The organism is Modestobacter versicolor (genome assembly GCF_041028285.1).
Classification (GTDB): Bacteria; Actinomycetota; Actinomycetes; order Mycobacteriales; family Geodermatophilaceae; genus Modestobacter; species Modestobacter versicolor_A.
In genome coordinates this window covers 1188109-1205180 of the sequence record NZ_JABGDB010000001.1, presented here as the reverse complement: position 1 = coordinate 1205180, position 17072 = coordinate 1188109, and the positions used below count along the sequence as shown (strand labels likewise).

18 protein-coding genes are annotated in these 17072 nt (G+C 74.8%); 10 read left to right on the top strand and 8 right to left on the bottom strand.

The features are described from left to right. Positions 1–108 precede the first annotated feature (108 nt). Positions 109–867 (top strand): hypothetical protein, encoded by a 759-nt coding sequence (locus HL054_RS06050; RefSeq protein WP_369137914.1) that lies wholly within the window; start codon positions 109–111, stop codon positions 865–867. Between the two features lie 16 nt (positions 868–883). After that, positions 884–1777 (top strand): homocysteine S-methyltransferase, encoded by an 894-nt coding sequence (gene mmuM, locus HL054_RS06045; protein WP_369137913.1) that lies wholly within the window; start codon positions 884–886, stop codon positions 1775–1777. 58 nt (positions 1778–1835) lie between these two features. On the opposite strand, the gene yidD is transcribed toward mmuM, so the two are convergent. From yidD to HL054_RS06030, 3 genes are all read right to left on the bottom strand, one after another. Beyond that, positions 1836–2324: a membrane protein insertion efficiency factor YidD gene (yidD, locus tag HL054_RS06040; RefSeq protein ID WP_369137912.1), complete on the bottom strand. Its 489-nt coding sequence runs from the start codon at positions 2322–2324 to the stop codon at positions 1836–1838. Next, on the bottom strand, positions 2325–3182 hold the full coding sequence (locus HL054_RS06035) for an SDR family oxidoreductase (RefSeq protein WP_369137911.1): 858 nt from the start codon (positions 3180–3182) through the stop codon (positions 2325–2327). It lies immediately after the preceding gene. Between the two features lie 267 nt (positions 3183–3449). Next, on the bottom strand, positions 3450–3593 hold the full coding sequence (locus tag HL054_RS06030; protein ID WP_369137910.1) for a hypothetical protein: 144 nt from the start codon (positions 3591–3593) through the stop codon (positions 3450–3452). Positions 3594–3751: 158 nt separating this feature from the next. On the opposite strand from HL054_RS06030, the gene HL054_RS06025 reads away from it, so the two are divergent. Next, positions 3752–6358, top strand: coding sequence for a DEAD/DEAH box helicase (locus HL054_RS06025; RefSeq protein WP_369137909.1), 2607 nt, complete (start codon positions 3752–3754; stop codon positions 6356–6358). A gap of 18 nt (positions 6359–6376) precedes the next feature. On the opposite strand, the gene HL054_RS06020 is transcribed toward HL054_RS06025, so the two are convergent. After that, positions 6377–6940 (bottom strand): SRPBCC family protein, encoded by a 564-nt coding sequence (locus HL054_RS06020; RefSeq protein ID WP_369137908.1) that lies wholly within the window; start codon positions 6938–6940, stop codon positions 6377–6379. Positions 6941–7082: 142 nt separating this feature from the next. Between HL054_RS06020 and HL054_RS06015 the strand changes: the two genes are divergently transcribed. From HL054_RS06015 to HL054_RS05990, 6 genes are all read left to right on the top strand, one after another. Next, positions 7083–7871: a sulfite exporter TauE/SafE family protein gene (locus tag HL054_RS06015; RefSeq protein ID WP_369137907.1), complete on the top strand. Its 789-nt coding sequence runs from the start codon at positions 7083–7085 to the stop codon at positions 7869–7871. Next, positions 7868–8629: a sulfite exporter TauE/SafE family protein gene (locus HL054_RS06010; protein ID WP_369137906.1), complete on the top strand. Its 762-nt coding sequence runs from the start codon at positions 7868–7870 to the stop codon at positions 8627–8629. Before HL054_RS06015 ends, HL054_RS06010 begins: the two co-directional genes overlap by 4 nt. A gap of 80 nt (positions 8630–8709) precedes the next feature. Then, the gene (locus HL054_RS06005; protein ID WP_369137905.1) at positions 8710–9450 is read left to right on the top strand and encodes a hypothetical protein; all 741 of its coding nucleotides are present in this window, start codon (positions 8710–8712) and stop codon (positions 9448–9450) included. An 88-nt stretch (positions 9451–9538) separates the two neighbouring features. Next, on the top strand, positions 9539–9898 hold the full coding sequence (locus HL054_RS06000) for an ArsR/SmtB family transcription factor (RefSeq protein WP_369137904.1): 360 nt from the start codon (positions 9539–9541) through the stop codon (positions 9896–9898). Beyond that, the gene (locus HL054_RS05995) at positions 9895–10377 is read left to right on the top strand and encodes an SRPBCC family protein (RefSeq protein ID WP_369137903.1); all 483 of its coding nucleotides are present in this window, start codon (positions 9895–9897) and stop codon (positions 10375–10377) included. The genes HL054_RS06000 and HL054_RS05995 overlap by 4 nt, the downstream gene beginning before the upstream one ends. Before the next feature lie 5 nt (positions 10378–10382). Then, positions 10383–10760 carry a DoxX family protein gene (locus HL054_RS05990; RefSeq protein WP_369137902.1) on the top strand — a complete coding sequence of 126 codons (378 nt, stop codon included), beginning with the start codon at positions 10383–10385 and terminating at the stop codon, positions 10758–10760. Here HL054_RS05990 and HL054_RS05985 read toward each other — a convergent pair. From HL054_RS05985 to HL054_RS05975, 3 genes are all read right to left on the bottom strand, one after another. Further along, the gene (locus HL054_RS05985) at positions 10732–11448 is read right to left on the bottom strand and encodes a hypothetical protein (RefSeq protein WP_369137901.1); all 717 of its coding nucleotides are present in this window, start codon (positions 11446–11448) and stop codon (positions 10732–10734) included. The genes HL054_RS05990 and HL054_RS05985 overlap by 29 nt on opposite strands. Before the next feature lie 129 nt (positions 11449–11577). Next, a complete protein-coding gene (locus HL054_RS05980; protein ID WP_369137900.1) occupies positions 11578–13257 on the bottom strand; it encodes an alpha-amylase family protein in 1680 nt (559 codons plus the stop codon). A gap of 29 nt (positions 13258–13286) precedes the next feature. Next, entirely contained in the window at positions 13287–14336 is a 1050-nt protein-coding gene (locus HL054_RS05975) for a TIGR03885 family FMN-dependent LLM class oxidoreductase (RefSeq protein WP_369137899.1), read from the bottom strand. A 161-nt stretch (positions 14337–14497) separates the two neighbouring features. Between HL054_RS05975 and HL054_RS05970 the strand changes: the two genes are divergently transcribed. Next, on the top strand, positions 14498–14875 hold the full coding sequence (locus tag HL054_RS05970) for a nuclear transport factor 2 family protein (protein WP_369137898.1): 378 nt from the start codon (positions 14498–14500) through the stop codon (positions 14873–14875). Between the two features lie 67 nt (positions 14876–14942). On the opposite strand, the gene HL054_RS05965 is transcribed toward HL054_RS05970, so the two are convergent. Next, positions 14943–17033, bottom strand: a complete 2091-nt coding sequence (locus HL054_RS05965; RefSeq protein WP_369137897.1) for an elongation factor G-like protein EF-G2 — start codon at positions 17031–17033, stop codon at positions 14943–14945. Between the last annotated feature and the right edge of the window lie 39 nt (positions 17034–17072).

Genomic DNA, 17072 nt, shown 5'->3' with positions numbered 1-17072 from the left:
GTGACGAGCGGCTGCCGTCAGCTCTGGTCGCGCCCCGGGTGACACCCGTTCGCATGGACCGCAACGGTCCACCTGGCCGCGTCCGTCACTGGGTGTGACGCTCAGGGGGTGACGCAGGACGCTCCGCCCCGCCTGCACGTGGTGACCGGCAACCACGTGGCCCCGACCCACGCCCCGGCCAGAGACGTGGCAGGCCCGACCGGGAACGCCGTCATGGCCGACCTGCTGCGTCGCGCCGAGGCGCTGGACGCGCAGGTGGCCGCCGGGCGCGGACCGCGGGACCTCCGGCCGGCCGGCCTGGCCGTCGCCGGCGTCGTGCTGACCGCCGTGCTCGCGCTGCTGGGCCGGCAGGCCTGGGACCTCCCCCAGCGGGACGGCGGCGGCGTCACCGACGTCCCGCAGTCGCTGCTCACCTTCCTCATGCTGTGCGCCGCGCTCTGCGTGTGGACCGCCGGCCGGCTGGTCCGTCCCGCCGACGTGCTGCCCCCGGCCGCCGCCCGGCTGTGGTGGGCGCTGGTCTCGGGGTCGGCGCTGGTGGCGGTGGCCGGCGCGCTGTCGCTGGCCTCCTTCGCCGGCACGGACCGGCCGCTGGAGGACCTGGTGCTGCGCTGCGCGGTCCCGCTCGTCCCCGCGGTGCTGGCCGGGGCGCTGGCCGCGTCCGCGGCGCGGGCCGACCGGGTGCGGACGGCGCTGGGCACCGGACTGGTCACCGTGCCGATGACCGCGGTCGGTTGGGCGCTGCTCTCGTCGTCGGTCTGGTCGACGGCGCACCTCGGCGACGTGCTGGGCATGACCGTGCTCGCCGGGGTCGCGCCGCTGTACGTGGGGGTGGCCCTGGTGGCCGCCGTGCACCGCCGCCGGCGCTGAGCGCACCATCGGGGGCGTGATCCCCCTCGCCGACGCGCTCGCTGCCGGACCGGTCGTGCTGGACGGCGGGCTGTCCACCGAGCTGGAGGCACGCGGCCACGACGTCACCTCGGCGCTGTGGTCGGCCCGGCTGCTGCGGGACGACCCGGCCGCCGTCACCGCCGCGCACGCCGCCTTCGCCGCCGCCGGGGCCCAGGTGGCGACGACGGCCAGCTACCAGGCCAGCTTCCCCGGGTTCGCCGCGGCCGGGATCGACGCCGACGAGGCGGCCCGGCTGATGACCCGCTCGGTGCAGCTGGCGCGGGAGGGAGCCCCGGACGGCTGGGTCGCCGCCTCGGTCGGGCCGTACGGCGCCCACCTCGCCGACGGCTCCGAGTACACCGGCGGCTACGTGACCGACGTCGGCGTCGCGGGGCTGCGGGCGTTCCACCGGCCGCGCCTGCAGGTGCTCGCCGACGCCGGCGCCGACGTGCTCGCCTGCGAGACGCTGCCCGCCGCCGCGGAGGTCGAGGCGTTGCTGGCGGAGCTGGCGGACCTCGGCGTGCCCGCGTGGCTCTCGCTCACCACGGTGCTGGACGGCGACGGCGTCCCGCGCACCCGGCGGGGCGAGCTGCTGGCCGACGTGCTGGCGATGACCCGGGACGTCGACGCGGTGGTCGCCGTCGGCGTCAACTGCACCGCCCCGGCCGGCGTCGCCACCGCGGTGCGGGTCGCCGCGGCGGCCAGCGGCAAGCCGGTGGTCGCCTACCCCAACAGCGGCGAGGAGTGGGACGCCGCCGGCCGCCGGTGGACCGGGCACGCCGGGGTCGGCGACGTCAGCGGCTGGCTCGCTACCGGCGCCCGGCTGGTGGGTGGCTGCTGCCGGGTGCGGCCGGACGACGTCCGCGCGGTGGCGGACGCCGTCCGGTGACGGCCCCGCTGCAGGGCCCCGCCGCGAGCTTGCGAGCGGTGGGGGGCAGCGGGGTCCTTCACCAGGCGGGGACGGGGTCCGCGCCGCGGCGGCCGCCGGGCCGGCAGCGCACCAGCCGTCGCAGGGTGAGCCAGCTGCCCCGCAGCGCACCGTGCCGCTCCAGGGCCTCGACCGCGTACGCCGAGCAGGTCGGGGTGAAGTGGCAGCACGGTGGGCGGCGCGGGCTGACCTCCCGCTGGTAGAGCCGGACCGCGGCGACGAGCCGGTGGACGGCCCGGCCATCCGGGCTGTCGGCCCGGACCCGGCGGACGGTCGAGGGCGCGACCAGCAGCATCTCCATGCCGCAGCCGAGCGCCTGGGCCAGGCAGCAGCCGGTGTTGAGGAAGAACAGGTTGCGCAGGCAGGAGTCGTTGCCGCGGCGGTAGCCGTACCCGGGCCCGAACCCCGGGCCGTAGCCGCCGTAGCCGGGCGGCGGGCCGTAGCCGCGCCGCCCGAAGCCGCGGCGCCGTCGCGGGCCGCCGCCACCCCAGCCCCAGACGAAGACCATCTACAGGATCGGGTTGCCGCCGGTGACCGCCACCCGCGCCCCCGAGACGTAGCTGGCCTCGTCGCTGGCCAGCAGCACGTAGACCGGGGCCAGCTCGGCCGGCTGGGCGGCGCGGCCCATCGGCACCTGGGAGCCGAAGCTGGCGACGTCCTCGGCCGGCATGGTCGCCGGGATCAGCGGCGTCCAGACCGGGCCCGGGGCCACGCTGTTGGCCCGGATCCCCTTGTCGGCGTACATCTGGGCGAGGCTGGCGGTGAAGTTGGCGATGCCGGCCTTGGTCATGGCGTAGGGCGCCAGGGTGGGCTTGGGCATGTCGGAGTTCACCGACGAGGAGTTGATGATCGCCGCACCGGGCTGCATGTGCGGCACGGCGTCCTTGCAGAGGGTGAACATCGCGCTGAGGTTCACCGCGACGGTGTGGTCCCACTCCTCGTCGCTGATCTCGTCCAGGGTCTCGTGGGTCATCTGGAACGCGGCGTTGTTGACCAGCACGTCGATCCCGCCGAGCTCCTCGACGGCCTTCGGGACGATCGTCTTCACGTGGGCGCGGTCGGCGAGGTCACCGGCCACCAGCACGCACTTGCGGCCGGCCTCCTCGACGTACCGGGCGGTGTCCTTCGCGTCGTCGTGCTCGCTGAGGTAGGAGATGAGGACGTCGGCGCCCTCGCGGGCGAAGGCGATCGCGACCGCACGGCCGATGCCGCTGTCGCCGCCGGTGATGACCGCGCGCTTGCCGGTGAGCTTCCCGGAGCCGCGGTAGCTCTCCTCGCCGTGGTCGGGCTTCGGCGTCATCTCCCCCAGCACGCCGGGCGGGGTCTGGGTCTGCTCGGGCTGGGACTCGGGGCGGGGTGACGACATGGGTGTTCCTCCTGCAGTGTCCGGGCGGCGGCACCTCGCGCTCTGCTCACGCAGCCGGCTCCGCGGACGGGCCGGCCTGGTGCGACGTCGTCCCCCGCCTACCCGCGACCTCGCGCGGTGAACCGGCCCCGGACAGCCCGCGACCCGGGAGGTGCCGAGGGCGCTCTGCGGTGAGCTCCTCGGCACCACCCGGGTCGCGGGGTGGGGTGCGGCCTCCTGCAGGGCCCCGCCGCGAGCTCGCCAGCGGTGGGGGCAGGAAGCCCTTCGTCAGGCGGCGCGGGCGGTCCGGGCAGCCGGGGTCACCAGGGCGGTGACGGTGGCCGGCCGGCTCCACTGCATCTCGAGCCGACGACGTCCCGACCCGTCCACGACGGGGACCCACCGGCACTGGGGGCTGAGCTGATCGCGCATCTTCGTTCCACCTCTCGTTCACCTGGTGTTCACCTTGTGTCCAGGAGCTGGCCACCCTACGCCCGACCGGCCCAACCGTTACCGATTCGTGTCGGCGCGTCACCCTTCCGGGCGTCGGTGCGAGCGCCCGCCGTCCATCGGGCACCCTGGGGGGCACGATGACGCTCTCCCCCGCCGGCACGGACACCACCCCGGCCGACTCCCCCGCCACCGCCCTGCCCTCGCCCGACGTGCGGTCGCTGATCGGCGACCCGTCCGACCTCACCGAGCTGCAGTCCCGGGCGGGCGACCCGGACGCGCTGTTCACCCACTTCGCGGAGTGGGCCGAGGCCGCCGGCACGGTGCTCTACCCCGCCCAGGAGGAGGCGCTGATCGAGCTGGTCAGCGGCGCGAACGTCGTCCTGGCGACGCCGACGGGCTCGGGCAAGTCGCTGGTGGCCACCGGCGCGCAGTACGCGGCGCTGGCCAACGACCGGGTGAGCTTCTACACCGCGCCGATCAAGGCGCTGGTCAGCGAGAAGTTCTTCGCGCTGTGCGGGGTGTTCGGCGCGGAGAACGTCGGGATGCTCACCGGGGACGCCAGCGTCAACGCCGACGCCCCGATCATCGCCTGCACCGCCGAGGTGCTGGCCAACATCGCGCTGCGCGAGGGGCCGGACGCCGACATCGGCCTGGTCGTGATGGACGAGTTCCACTTCTACGGCGACCCCGACCGCGGCTGGGCCTGGCAGGTGCCGCTGATCGAGCTGCCGAAGGCCCAGTTCCTGCTGATGAGCGCCACCCTCGGCGACGTCACCGCGCTGCGCGAGGACCTCACCCGGCGCACCGGGCGGCCCACCGCGCTGGTCGCGCACGCCGAGCGCCCGGTGCCGCTGCACCACTACTACGCCACGACGCCGATGCACGAGACGATCGACGAGCTGCTGTCGACGAAGCAGGCACCGGTCTACGTCGTCCACTTCACCCAGGCCTCCGCGCTGGAGCGGGCCCAGGCGCTGATGAGCGTCAACGTGTCGACCAAGGAGGAGAAGCAGGCGATCGCCGACCAGATCGGCGGCTTCCGGTTCTCCTCGGCGTTCGGGACGACGCTGTCCCGGCTGGTGCGGCACGGGATCGGCGTGCACCACGCCGGGATGCTGCCCAAGTACCGGCGGCTGGTCGAGCAGCTCGCCCAGGCGGGTCTGCTGAAGGTCATCTGCGGCACCGACACGCTCGGCGTGGGCATCAACGTGCCGATCCGCACCGTCGTCTTCTCCGCGCTGAGCAAGTACGACGGCACCCGCACCCGGTTGCTCAACGCCCGCGAGTTCCACCAGATCGCCGGCCGCGCGGGCCGGGCCGGCTACGACACCGCCGGCACCGTCGTCGTCCAGGCGCCCGAGCACGAGGTGGAGAACCTCAAGCAGTTCGCCAAGGTGGCCGACGACCCGAAGAAGCGCCGCAAGCTCGTGCGCCGCAAGGTGCCCGAGGGCATGGTGCCGTGGAGCGAGGCGACCCAGCAGCGGCTGATCGCCGCCGACCCCGAGCCGCTCAGCAGCCACTTCCGCGTCTTCACCGGGATGCTGCTCAACGTGCTGGCCCGGCCCGGCGACCCGGTCGCGGCGATGCGCGAGCTGCTCACCGACAACCACGAACCGCGCAAGCGGCAACTCCGGCACATCCGCGAGGCGATCGGCATCGCCCGGTCGCTGATCACCGCCGGGGTCATCGTCCGGCTCGACGAGCCCGAGCCGGACGGGCGTCGCTACCGGCTGACCGTCGACCTGCCGCCGGACTTCCAGCTCAACCAGCCGCTGTCGACCTTCGCGCTGGCCGCGATCGGCCTGCTGGACGCCGAGAGCGACACCTACGCGCTGGACGTCGTCTCGGTGATCGAGGCGACCCTCGACGACCCCCGGCAGATCTTGGCCGCCCAGCTGAACAAGGCCAAGGGCGCGGCGGTGGCGCAGATGAAGGCCGAGGGCATCGAGTACGACGAGCGGATGGAGCTGCTCGAGGAGATCACCTACCCCAAGCCGCTGGAGGAGCTGCTCGCGCACGCCTTCGAGGTCTACGTCTCCGGCAACCCGTGGGCCGCCGACGCGCAGCTGTCGCCGAAGTCCGTGGTGCGGGACATGTGGGAGCAGGCGATGACCTTCCGCGAGCTGGTCAACACCTACTCGCTCACCCGCTCCGAGGGGGCGGTGCTGCGCTACCTGTCCGACGCCTTCAAGGCGCTGCGCTCCGGCGTGCCGGCCGACGCCCGCACCGAGGAGGTCACCGACCTGGTCGAGTGGCTCGGCGAGCTGGTCCGGCAGGTCGACTCCTCGCTGCTGGACGAGTGGGAGCAGCTGACCAGCCCCGACCAGCCGCTGGACGCGCCGGTCGCCGTCCCGGCCCGGCCGCGGCCGCTGACCGGCAACGAGCGGGCGTTCACCGCGATGGTGCGCAACGCGCTGTTCCGCCGGGTCGAGCTGTTCGCGCTGCGCCGCTGGTACGACCTCGGCCAGCTGGACCAGGCCTCGGGCTGGGACGCCGACCGGTGGGGCGAGGTGGTGCAGGCGTACTTCGCCGAGCACGGCGAGCTGAACACCGGCGGCGACGCCCGCGGGCCGGCACTGCTCATCTTCGACAAGGCCGAGCCGCGGGTCTGGCGGGTGCGGCAGATCCTGGACGACCCGGCCGGCGACCACGACTGGGGGTTCGACGTCGAGGTGGACCTGGACGCCTCCGACGAGGAGGGCGTCGTGGTCATGCAGCTGGTCGAGGCCGGCCGCAAGGACTGAGGAGGGACCCCGTCCTCCTCATCCCTCGCTAGCTCGGGACGAGTCTCTGGACGGGGCCGAACGGCGGAAGGTGGGGCCGGGCGGGGGCGGGACGACGGCGGACGGGTCGCGGCGGCGGCGCAGCTCCAGGGCCAGGCTCTCCTCGCCGCGGGCCATCGCCCACCGGTGGTTGGCCTCGAACGCCGGGCGGAGCAGCCAGCTGAGCCGGGCCAGCAGCGGCTTGGCCGCCGTCACCTGCCAGTCGTAGGTGACCACCACCTCGGGGCCGTCCTGGGCGAACGTCCAGCGACCGGTGCCGACCAGGTCGCCGCTGGCAGCCAGCGCGAAGCCGGCGTCGGTCATCGTCTCGGTGATCCGCAGCGTCCAGCGCAGGGTGTACGGCAACCAGCCCTTGGTGGACACCTCGACCGTGCGGCCCACGCCGTCCGGCCCGCCGTCGGCGACCGGGACGACGTCGAGGTAGACCGCCGGCCACCAGCGGGTCAGCGAGGCGCTGTCGCTGAGCACCGCCTGCACCTCGGCGATGGTGCCGGCGACCCGCCAGACGGTGCGGAAGCAGTAGTCGGGCGCGGGTGCGGACACGAGCCGCACTCTCCCCACCGGGGCGCGGGCTGTCCATGCCGGCTCGCCGTCACCTCCGGGGACACGGGTCGGCGCCGGCCGGTCCGACCGCCGTGCGCGGGCTCACAGCGGGCCGCTGTGACACCCTCGCGGCGATGCGGGCATGACGGCGTGGGAGATGGTCGCGGTGGCCCTCGCCGGGCTCGCGGCGGGCTCCATCAACGCCGTCGTCGGGTCGGGCACCCTGGTCACCTTCCCGGTGCTGCTCGCGGTCGGGCTGCCCCCGGTGACCGCCACGATCTCCAACTCGCTGGGCCTGGTGCCGGGCAACCTGACCGGTGCGATCGGCTACCGCCGGGAACTGGCCGGCCAGCGCCGGCTGCTGGTGCGGCTGATGCCGGCCTCCGTGCTCGGCGCGCTCACCGGGTCGTTCCTGCTGCTGCACCTGCCGGCGTCGGCGTTCGAGGCGATCGTGCCCGGGCTGGTCGCCCTCGCCGTCGTGCTGGTCGCGGTCCAGCCGCTGCTGCAGCGCCGGCTGGCCGCCCGCCGGGCCCGTGCCGGGACCACCGACGACGACGCCCCGCTGGGGCGGGGCCGGCTGGCGGCGCTGTTCGCCGGCGCCTACGCCACCGGCACCTACGGCGGCTACTTCGCCGCCAGCCAGGGCGTGCTGCAGATCGGCATCTTCGGCCTGCTGCTGCGCGAGCCGCTGCAGCGGCTCAACGCGATCAAGAACGTGCTCACCCTCGGGGTCAACGCCGTCGCCGCGCTGGCCTACGTCGTCGTCGCCACCGACCGGATCGACTGGCGCGCCGCGGGGCTGGTCGCCGGCGGCTCGCTGGTGGGCGGGTTCGTCGGGTCGACGCTGGGCCGGCGGCTGCCGGCCCCGGTGCTCCGGACGGCGATCGTGCTGCTCGGCCTGGTCGCGATCGCGGTGCTGGTGACCCGGTGAGCACGGTGGAGTTCGTGCTGCTGGTGCTCGCCGGGGTCGCCGCGGGTCTGGTGGGCAGCGTCGCGGGCCTGGCCTCGCTGTTCAGCTACCCCGCGCTGCTGGCCACCGGCATCCCGCCGCTGACGGCCAACGTCACCAACACCGTCGCGCTGGCCTTCTCCAGCATCGGGTCGGTCAGCGCCTCCCGGCCGGAGCTGGCCGGGCAGCGGCGCCGGCTCGTGCCGCTGTGCGTCGCCGCACTGCTGGGCGGGGTCACCGGCGCCGTCCTGCTGCTGCTGACGCCGTCGTCGGCGTTCGAGAAGCTCGTGCCGTTCCTGATCGCCGGGGCGTCGGCGGCGATCCTGGTCCAGCGCCCGCCCCGCGAACTGGCGGCGGAGGGGGTCCGGCACCCGCACCGCGACTCCCGCTGGCTGGTGCTCGGCGCGTTCGTCGTCTCGATCTACGGCGGGTACTTCGGCGCGGCCGCCGGCGTGCTGATGCTGGCGATGCTGCTGCTGGTCACCGGGGAGGGCGTGCCGCGCAGCAACGCGCTGAAGAACGTGGTGCTCGGGGTAGCCAACTCGGTGGCGGCGCTCGGCTACGCCTTCTTCGCCGACGTCGACTGGCTGGCCGCGCTGCCCCTGGCGATCGGCTTCCTGGTCGGCGGCTCGCTGGGCCCGGCGGTGGTGCGCCGGGTGCCGCAGACCCTGTTGCGCCGGATGATCGCCGTCGCCGGCCTCGGGCTCGCCGTGCACCTGGGCCTCGACGCGTTCGGCTGATCAACTCCGGGTGGTGCCGGCCCGCCGGCCGGGGCAGTCTGGTCGGGGTGCCACCGGGGCACGGCGACGACGGGAGACAGATGAGCGGGCCAGGACCGGCGGCAGAGCGTTTCGTGCAGGCGCTGGACCAGCTGCCCCCGCCGGAGCTCCGCGGACCGGAGATGCTCGCCGTCCGGCTGTCCCGGGCGTGCGTCGCCGCGCTGCCGGTCGACGGCGCCGGCCTGAGCATCCACGACATGCACGGCCTGCGGACGCCGATCGGGGCCAGCGACGCGACCGCCTCGCAGGCCGAGCGGCTGCAGTTCACCCACGGCGAGGGCCCCTGCCTGCGGGCCCACGACGACGGCGTGACGATCGCCTTCGACGAGGCGGCCATCGCCCGCAACTGGCCCGACCTGCACGCCTCGCTGATCGGCGACACACCGTTCCACGCCGTCCTCTCCGTGCCGCTGCTGCCGCCGCTGGGCCCGCTGGTGGTGCTGGACCTGTACGTGCGGGACGCCGGCGCGCTGCCCGCCACCGACCGCGAGGACGTCGCCGACGTGACCATCGCGCTCACCCGGGCGATGGTCACCGCGGCGCTCGGTGCGCCGGTGCAGGAGGGCCGCCGCGGCTGGTGGGACGGCCCGGACGCCCTCCGGCGGGCCCGCGTCTGGCAGGCGACCGGCATGGTCAACGTGGCCCTCGGGCTGGACGCCCCGGAAGCGCTCGCGGTGCTCAAGGCGCACGCCTTCGCGACCGGCCAGGTGGTGGACGACGTCGCCGACGACCTGGTCGAGGGACGGATCGGGCTCTCCGAGCTCAGCTCCTCCGACAACTGACCCCATTCGTCAACCAGACGGTTGACAACACCCATCCGGAGGTCCACTCTCGTCATCAACCGCTTGGTTGATGAAGAGAGGAGGACGAGTGGCGGCAGATGCCCTGTCCCGGGTGTTCTCGGCCCTGGCCGACCCCACCCGGCGCGACATGGTGGCCCGGCTCGCCGTCGGCGACGCCACCGTGAACGAGCTCGCCGCGCCCTACGACGTGAGCCTGCAGGCGGTGTCCAAGCACCTCCGGGTGCTCGAGGACGCCGGCCTGGTCAGCCGCAGCCGGGACGCCCAGCGCCGCCCGGTGCACCTGGAAGCGCAGGTCTTCGACCTGATGACGAAGTGGATCGAGCGCTACCGCCGCGAGGCCGAGCAGCGCTACCGCCGGCTCGACGACGTCCTGGCCGCGATGCCGGACGACGTCACCCCCACCCGAGGACAGGAGAGTCCGTCATGACCAGCACCAGCGCCCGCGAGACCCAGATCGTCGCCGACCCCGACGTCCCGCTCGTCCGGATCACCCGGGAGTTCGACGCCCCGCGGGAGAAGGTCTTCCGCGCCCACACCGACCCCGAGCTGGTCGTCCAGTGGCAGGGCCCGAACGGGATGGAGGCGCGGGTCGACCACTACGACTGCCGCACCGGCGGCTCCTACCGCTACGTGCACGTCCAGGACGGCCAGGAGTACGGCTTCCACGGCTGCTTCCACGAGGTCCGCTCCCCCGAGCTGATCGTCCAGACGTTCACCTTCGAGGGGTTCCCGGACGGCGTGGCGCTGGAGCGGCTCGTCCTGGAGGAGCTGCCGGGCGGCCGCACCCGGCTGACCGCCACGTCGCTGGTCGACTCCTTCGAGGGCCGCGACGCCTTCCTGGCCAGCGGCATGGACACCGGCGTCCGCGAGGGCTACCAGCGGCTCGACGCCCTGCTGGCCGGCTGAGCCCGGTGGCCGTCACCGCGGTGCGGCCGGCCCGGTCCCGGACGGTGCTGCTCTGGGCGCTCCGGGCCGGTCTGGCCGGGATGTTCCTGGCCGCCGGGCTGTCCAAGCTGGCCGGTGCCCCGGAGGCCGTCGAGCTCTTCGACGACATCGGGGCCGGGCAGTGGCTCCGGCCCCTCGTCGGGGCGCTCGAGGTGGCCGGCGCGGTCGGGCTGTTCGTCCCTCGGCTGACCCGGTCCGCCGCGCTCGGGCTGGCCGCGCTGATGGCCGGTGCGACCGTGGTCAACGTCGTCGTGCTCGGGGTCAGCCCGCTGCTGACGGTGCTGCTCGCGGCGGCCGCGGTCGCGGCCGCCGCGCTCAGCTCCCCTGGGTCACGTACGCGCTGAGCAGCAGCGAGAACGCGCTGGCGGTGATCAGCAGCCGGGCCGGGGTGAGCCCGTTGAGCAGCCCGGCGATCACCCCGGCACCGGACGCCCGCGCCTCGGCCGCCTGCGCGCCCCGGCGGAGCAGCCGCACCTCGTCGGCCAGCAGGGTGCCGCCGGCGCCGAGCAGCGTCGTCCCGAGGACGACGAAGACCAGCGCGAGCCGCTCGTCGAAGGTCTCCACCGCCGGGGCGAGGAACAGCACCACGACGATGCCGAGCAGCAGCCCGACGGCGGCCCCGGCGACCGGCGCCCACGGGCCCATCCGGATCAGCGGGTCGCGGCGCGGCAGCCGGGGGCGCGGCCGGGAGCCGACGTCGACCGGGGCGGTCGGGTGCTGCGTCGCCGCCGGTCCCGCGGTCGCCGGTCCGGCCGGCTGCCGGGCCGGCGGGTCCTGCGCCGGCGGGTCCTGGGCCGGCGGCTGGGGGGCAGCCTGCTGCTGGACGACCGGCTGCTGGACGACCGGCTGCTGGACGACCGGCTGCTGGGCCGGCGGCGCGGCGACGGCCGCGCCGGCGGTCACCTCCGGCGCCGGCCCGGCCGGGGCACCCTCGGTCCGCTGCCCGGGCACCACCGCCGTCGCCCCTGTCTCACTCCGTCGTCCACCGTGGGGGTCGACCCACCCGGGCGCCTGCACGTCCTGCTCGCTCACTGCGAATCACCTCGGGCCGGACGCTAGGTGGCGGCACCGGCCGGTCCGGGCAGGCGGCCGGGTGTGGCGGGAGGGGCTGCTGTGGCCCCGGCGCGGGCTCACCGAGCGTGCCGCACCGGGACCGGAGAGTCAGACCAGCCGGCGGCTGTCCTCGGCGACCACCCGCAGCCAGCGGTACCCGTAGCCGTCCAGCGTCAGCTCGACCGAGCCGTCGTCGGCCAGCGGCGTGCTGCCCGGCTCGAGCAGGTCCTCCAGCCGGTGGGTCGAGCCGCAGTCGGGCAGCACCAGCGGCACGGTGCGCGGCTCGGCGCCCAGGTTGTGCAGCGCCACCAGCGTGCCGTCGTCCCAGGTGCTGAGGTGGGCGAGCACCTGCGGGTGCGGCTGCCCGAGCACCTCGAAGGTGCCCCAGCCCAGCTCCGGGGACTCCCGGTAGCGGCGGACCAGCAGCTTCATGAACGACAGCAGCGAGTCCGGGTCGCGCCGCTGGTCGGCGACGTTGACGAACTCCGGGGAAAACCCGCCCTCGACCACCGGCCCGGGCAGCTTCGACGGTGCCGCGGTCGAGAAGCCGCCGTTGCGGCCCGACGTCCACTGCATGGGGGTGCGCACCGCCAGCCGCCCCTCGGCGGCCAGGTTCTCCCCCATCCCGATCTCCTCGCCGTAGAACAGCACCGGGGTGCCGGGCAGGGAGAACATCAGGCTGTAGACCATCCGGACCCGCCGCGGGTCGCCGGCCAGCATCGGCGGCAGCCGTCGGGTCAGGCCGCGGTCGTAGACCTGCATGTCCGGGTCGGGGCCGAAGGCGGCGAACACCTCGGCGCGCTCGTCCTCGCTGAGCTTGTCCAGGGTCAGCTCGTCGTGGTTGCGGACGAACATCCCCCACTGGTTGTCCGGGTTCGTCGCCGGCCGGCTGGTGAGCGCGTCGACCAGCGGGGCGACGTCGCAGCGGGCCAGCGACAGGTACATCGCCTGCATCGCGATGAAGTCGAACTGCATGGTCAGCTCGTCGCCGTCGGTGCCGCCGAAGAACTGCTGCTGCTGGTCGTGCGGCAGGTTCACCTCGCCCAGCAGCACGCCGTCACCGGCCCGGCGGTCCACCAGCGAGCGCAGCGCCCGCAGGTACTCGTGCGGGTCGGGGAAGCGCTCGGTCTCCTCCTCGGGGATGCCCGAGGTCTCCAGCAGGAACGGCACGGCGTCGACCCGGAACCCGTCGATGCCCAGCTGCAGCCAGAAGCCCATCACCTTGGCGATCTCGTCCCGCACCGCGGGGTTGGCCACGTTCAGGTCGGGCTGCTCCTTGTAGAACTTGTGCAGGTACCACTCCCCCGTCTTCTCCTCCAGCTGCCAGATGCTGTCCTCCTGGTCGGGGAAGACCACCTCGGCGGAGGTGTCCGGCGGCGGGTCGGCCCGCCAGACGTACCAGTCGCGGTACGGCGAGTCCTTCGACGAGCGCGCCGAGCGGAACCACGGGTGCTTGGCCGAGGTGTGGTTCACGACCAGGTCGACGATCACCCGCATCCCGCGGTCCTTGGCGGTCCGGATGACCTCGACCAGGTCGCCGTGGGTGCCCAGCCGCGGGTCCACGCCGTAGAAGTCGGTGATGTCGTAGCCGTCGTCGCGCTCGGCGGTCGGGTAGAAGGGCATCAGCCACAGGCAGGTGACGCCCAGGTCGGCGAGGTGGTCGATCCGCTGGGCCAGCCCGGCGAAGTCGCCGCAGCCGTCGCCGTCCCAGTCCAGGTAGGTCTCGACGTCCAGGCAGTAGACGACGGCGTTCTTCCACCACAGGTCGGCGGTGTCGGTGATCCGCACGGGTGCTCCTCTCCTCGGAACGGTCGGGATCAGGGCAGGACGGCGGGCTGCGGCTCCTGCCGCGGGCGCAGCGGCTCGGCCGGCCCGGGCGGGTCGATGGCGACCGCCGGCGCGGGGGCGGTGACGTCCAGCTGCGGCAGCACGTGCTCGCCGAAGGCGTCCAGGAACGCGGTCTGCTCCTTGGGCACGTGGTGCAGGTAGACCTGGTCGAAGCCGAGCTCGACGTACTCGGCGATCCAGGCGGCGTGCTGGCCGAGGTCGCTGGAGATGCGCACCGCGTCGTGCATGTCCTCGGGCCGGACGTGCGTGCTGGCCTGGTCGAACGCCTTGGTGGTGTCCAGGTCCCAGCACAGCGGCGGCGGGAAGACGTTGCTGCGCCACTGGTCGTGCGCCAGGGCCAGCGCCCGGTCGGGGTCGGGGTCGTAGGAGACGTGCACCTGGATGGTGAGCGTGCCCTGACCGCCGGCGTCGCGGTAGGCGGCGATCACCTCGCGCAGGGTGTCGTGCGGCTGGTTGATGGTGACCAGCCCGTCGGCCCACTCGGCGTGCCGGGCGGCGGTCTTCGCGGTCACCGCGGGGGCGATGAGCGCCGGCTGCTGCTCCGGCAGCGTCCAGATCCGGGCCCGGTCGACGGTCACCAGGCCCTCGTGGCTGACCTCCTCGCCGGCCAGCAGCGCCCGGATCACGTCGACGCACTCGCGCAGCCGGGCGTCGCGCAGCTCCTTGTTCGGCCAGACGTGCCCGGTGACGTGCTCGTTCATCGCCTCGCCGGAGCCCAGCGCGACCCAGAAGCGGCCCGGGAACATCGACCCGAGGGTGGCGATGGCCTGGGCGATGATCACCGGGTGGTAGCGCTGGCCGGGGGCGTTCACCGCGCCGAAGGGCAGGTCTGTGGTGGCGAGCGCGGCGCCGAGCCAGGACCAGGCGAACCCGGAGTGGCCCTGCCGCTCGTTCCAGGGCTCGAGGTGGTCGGAGCACATGGCCGCGGTGAAGCCGACCTGCTCGGCGTGCTGCACCGCGCGCAGCAGGTCGCTGGGGTGCACCTGCTCGTGGGAGTTGTGGAAGCCGATCACGGTCATGGGCCATGCCTACCGATGATCAGACGCGCCTGCAGGGCGGGTGCAGTCCGCAACCACCGCTGGGCCCTTACCCGGGAGGTCATCGACGCCACGACCGGCGCTGCCCAGGCTGGGTCCGACGGCCCGGCAGGCGGGCCGCACCTCCGAGGAGAGGACACCCCGTGACCGACATCGACACCTCCTTCGACACCCTCGCCCAGCGGTACATCGCCGCCTGGAACGAGACCGACCCCGCGGCCCGCCGGGCAGCGGTCGCCGAGCTGTACGCCGAGGACGCCCGTTACACCGACCCGATGGTCGACGCACAGGGGCGGGAGGCGATCGCCGCGACGATCGGCGCGGTGCAGCAGCAGTTCCCCGGATTCCGGTTCCGGCTCGCCGGGCCGGTCGACGCCCACCACGACCAGGCGCGCTTCAGCTGGGAGCTCGGCCCGGCCGACGCGGCCGAGGCGCCGGTCGTCGGCTTCGACGTCGCCGTGCGGGACGACGCCGGCCGGCTGACCAGCGTGCTCGGCTTCCTGGACCGGGTGCCCGGCTGACCGCCGCCGGGTGGTGCGCAGCTGCGGCGGACCCGCGGCAGCTGCACACCTCCCCCCGGCAGCGCGGTCAGGCGGGCTGCAGCTCGGCCACGACGGCAGCCGGTGCCGGCTCGTGGCCCAGCGGACGGCGGGTGAACCGGCCGGTGCCGTGGGAGACCGACCGCAGCGCCCCGGCGTAGCTGAGCAGCTCCCGCTCGGGCACCTCGGCCTGCACGGTGGTGGCGTCCCGGTCCGGGGCGGCGGCGCTGCCGGTGACCCGGGCCCGCCGTCCGGCGAGGTCGCTGAGCACCGGGCCGACGTGCTCGGCCGGCACCGTCACCTCGACCGCGCACCACGGCTCGAGCACCGTGGTGCCGGCCGCCGCGGCCAGCTCGCGCAGCCCCAGGGCGCCGGCCGACTGGAAGGCGGCGTCGGAGGAGTCGACCGAGTGCGACTTGCCGTCGACCAGGGTCACCTCGACGTCGACCAGCGGCCGCCCCGGCGAGACACCCCGCGCGGCCTGGGCGCGCACCCCCTTCTCCACGCTGCCGTGGAAGGCCGTGGGCACCGCGCCGCCGACCACCCGCTGACCGAAGGTGATGCCCGAGCCGGGCGCCCCCGGCCGAGCCTCCAGGACGACGACGGCGTACTGCCCGTGCCCGCCGGACTGCTTGACGTGCCGCGCGGTCACCGTCGCCGGGCCGGCCAGCGTCTCGACCATCGGCACCTGCACCGGCGGGGTCTGCAGGCTCACCCCGTACCGGCCGCGCAGCCGGTCCAGCAGCACCTCGGCGTGCGCGTCGCCGACGGTCCACAGCAGCAGCTGCCCGGTGTCGGCCCGCCGGTCGACGCGCACGGTCGGGTCCTCGGCGGCCAGCCGGGTGAGCGCGGCGGCGAGCCGGTCCTCGTCGCTGCGCGAGGCGGCCGCCACCGCGACCGGCTGCTGCGGCTCGGGCAGCGGCCAGGGCGTGACGACCAGCGGCCGGGCCGGGTCCGACAGCGTGTCGCCGGTCTCCGCGGTGGTCAGCCGGGCCACCGCGCAGACGTCGCCGGCCGGGCACTCGGCCACCGGGCGCAGCACGCTGCCGAGCACGCCGGAGATGGTGCCGACCCGCTCGTCGGCGTCGTGGTCGGGGTGCTGCTCGCCCCAGCCGTGCCCGGTCCCGTGCCCGCAGACGTGCACCGGGGTGTCCGGGCGCAGCGTGCCGGAGAAGACCCGGACCAGCGAGATCCGGCCGAGGTAGGGGTCGGTCGTGGTCTTGACCACCTCGGCGAGCAGCGGGCCGGCCGGGTCGCAGCCGACGGCGCCCACCGGCGTCCCGTCCGGCCGTGCGACCTCGGGGCACGGCCGCTCCAGCGGCGAGGGGAAGCCGCTGACCAGCAGGTCGAGCAGCTCGGTGACGCCCAGCCCGGTGACCGGCGCGGCGAGCAGCACGGGGTGGAAGGCGCCGCGGGCCACGGCGGTCTCCAGGTCGGGCACCAGGTCGGGCACCGCCACCGGCTCGCCGGCCAGGTAGCGGTCCATCAGCGACTCGTCCTCGCTCTCGGCGATCACCGCCTCGATCAGCTCGGCGCGCAGCCGGTCGGCGTCCGGGTCGCCCTGCGCCGGCTCCAGCAGCGACCTCAGCGCGCCGTCCGCGACCACCTGCAGCGGGTGGACGCCCAGGCCCAGCTGCTCCTGGCAGGCCTGGACGACGGCGGGGACGTCGGCGCGCGGCCGGTCGACCTGGGTGACGACGACCGCCCGGGGCAGGCCCACCGCGGCGCACTCGTCCCACAGCGCGACCGTGCCCGCGTCGACCCCGGCGACGGCGGAGACGACGAACAGCGCCGCGTCCGCCGCCCGCAGCGCGGCCCGGAGCTCGCCGACGAAGTCCGGCGCCCCGGGGGTGTCCAGCAGGGTGAGCCGGTGGCCGGCGTGCTCGACGGTCGCCGCGTGCAGCGTCACCGAGTGCTGCAGCCGGACCTCGACCTCGTCGGTGTCCAGGCAGGTGGTGCCGTCCTCCACCCGGCCGGCCCGCGGCAGCGCCCCGGTCGCGACCACCAGCGCCTCGGCGAGCGTGGTCTTCCCGGCGCCCGGCCGGCCGACCAGCGCGACGTTGCGCACCCGTTCCGGCGCCCGGGGCGCGGGCGCCCCGGAGGCCTCCTTGCCGTTGTCCCTGTTCCCGTGCGCAGCCACGTGGACCTCCGGTGAGACGTCGTTGTCCCCGAGACGTCC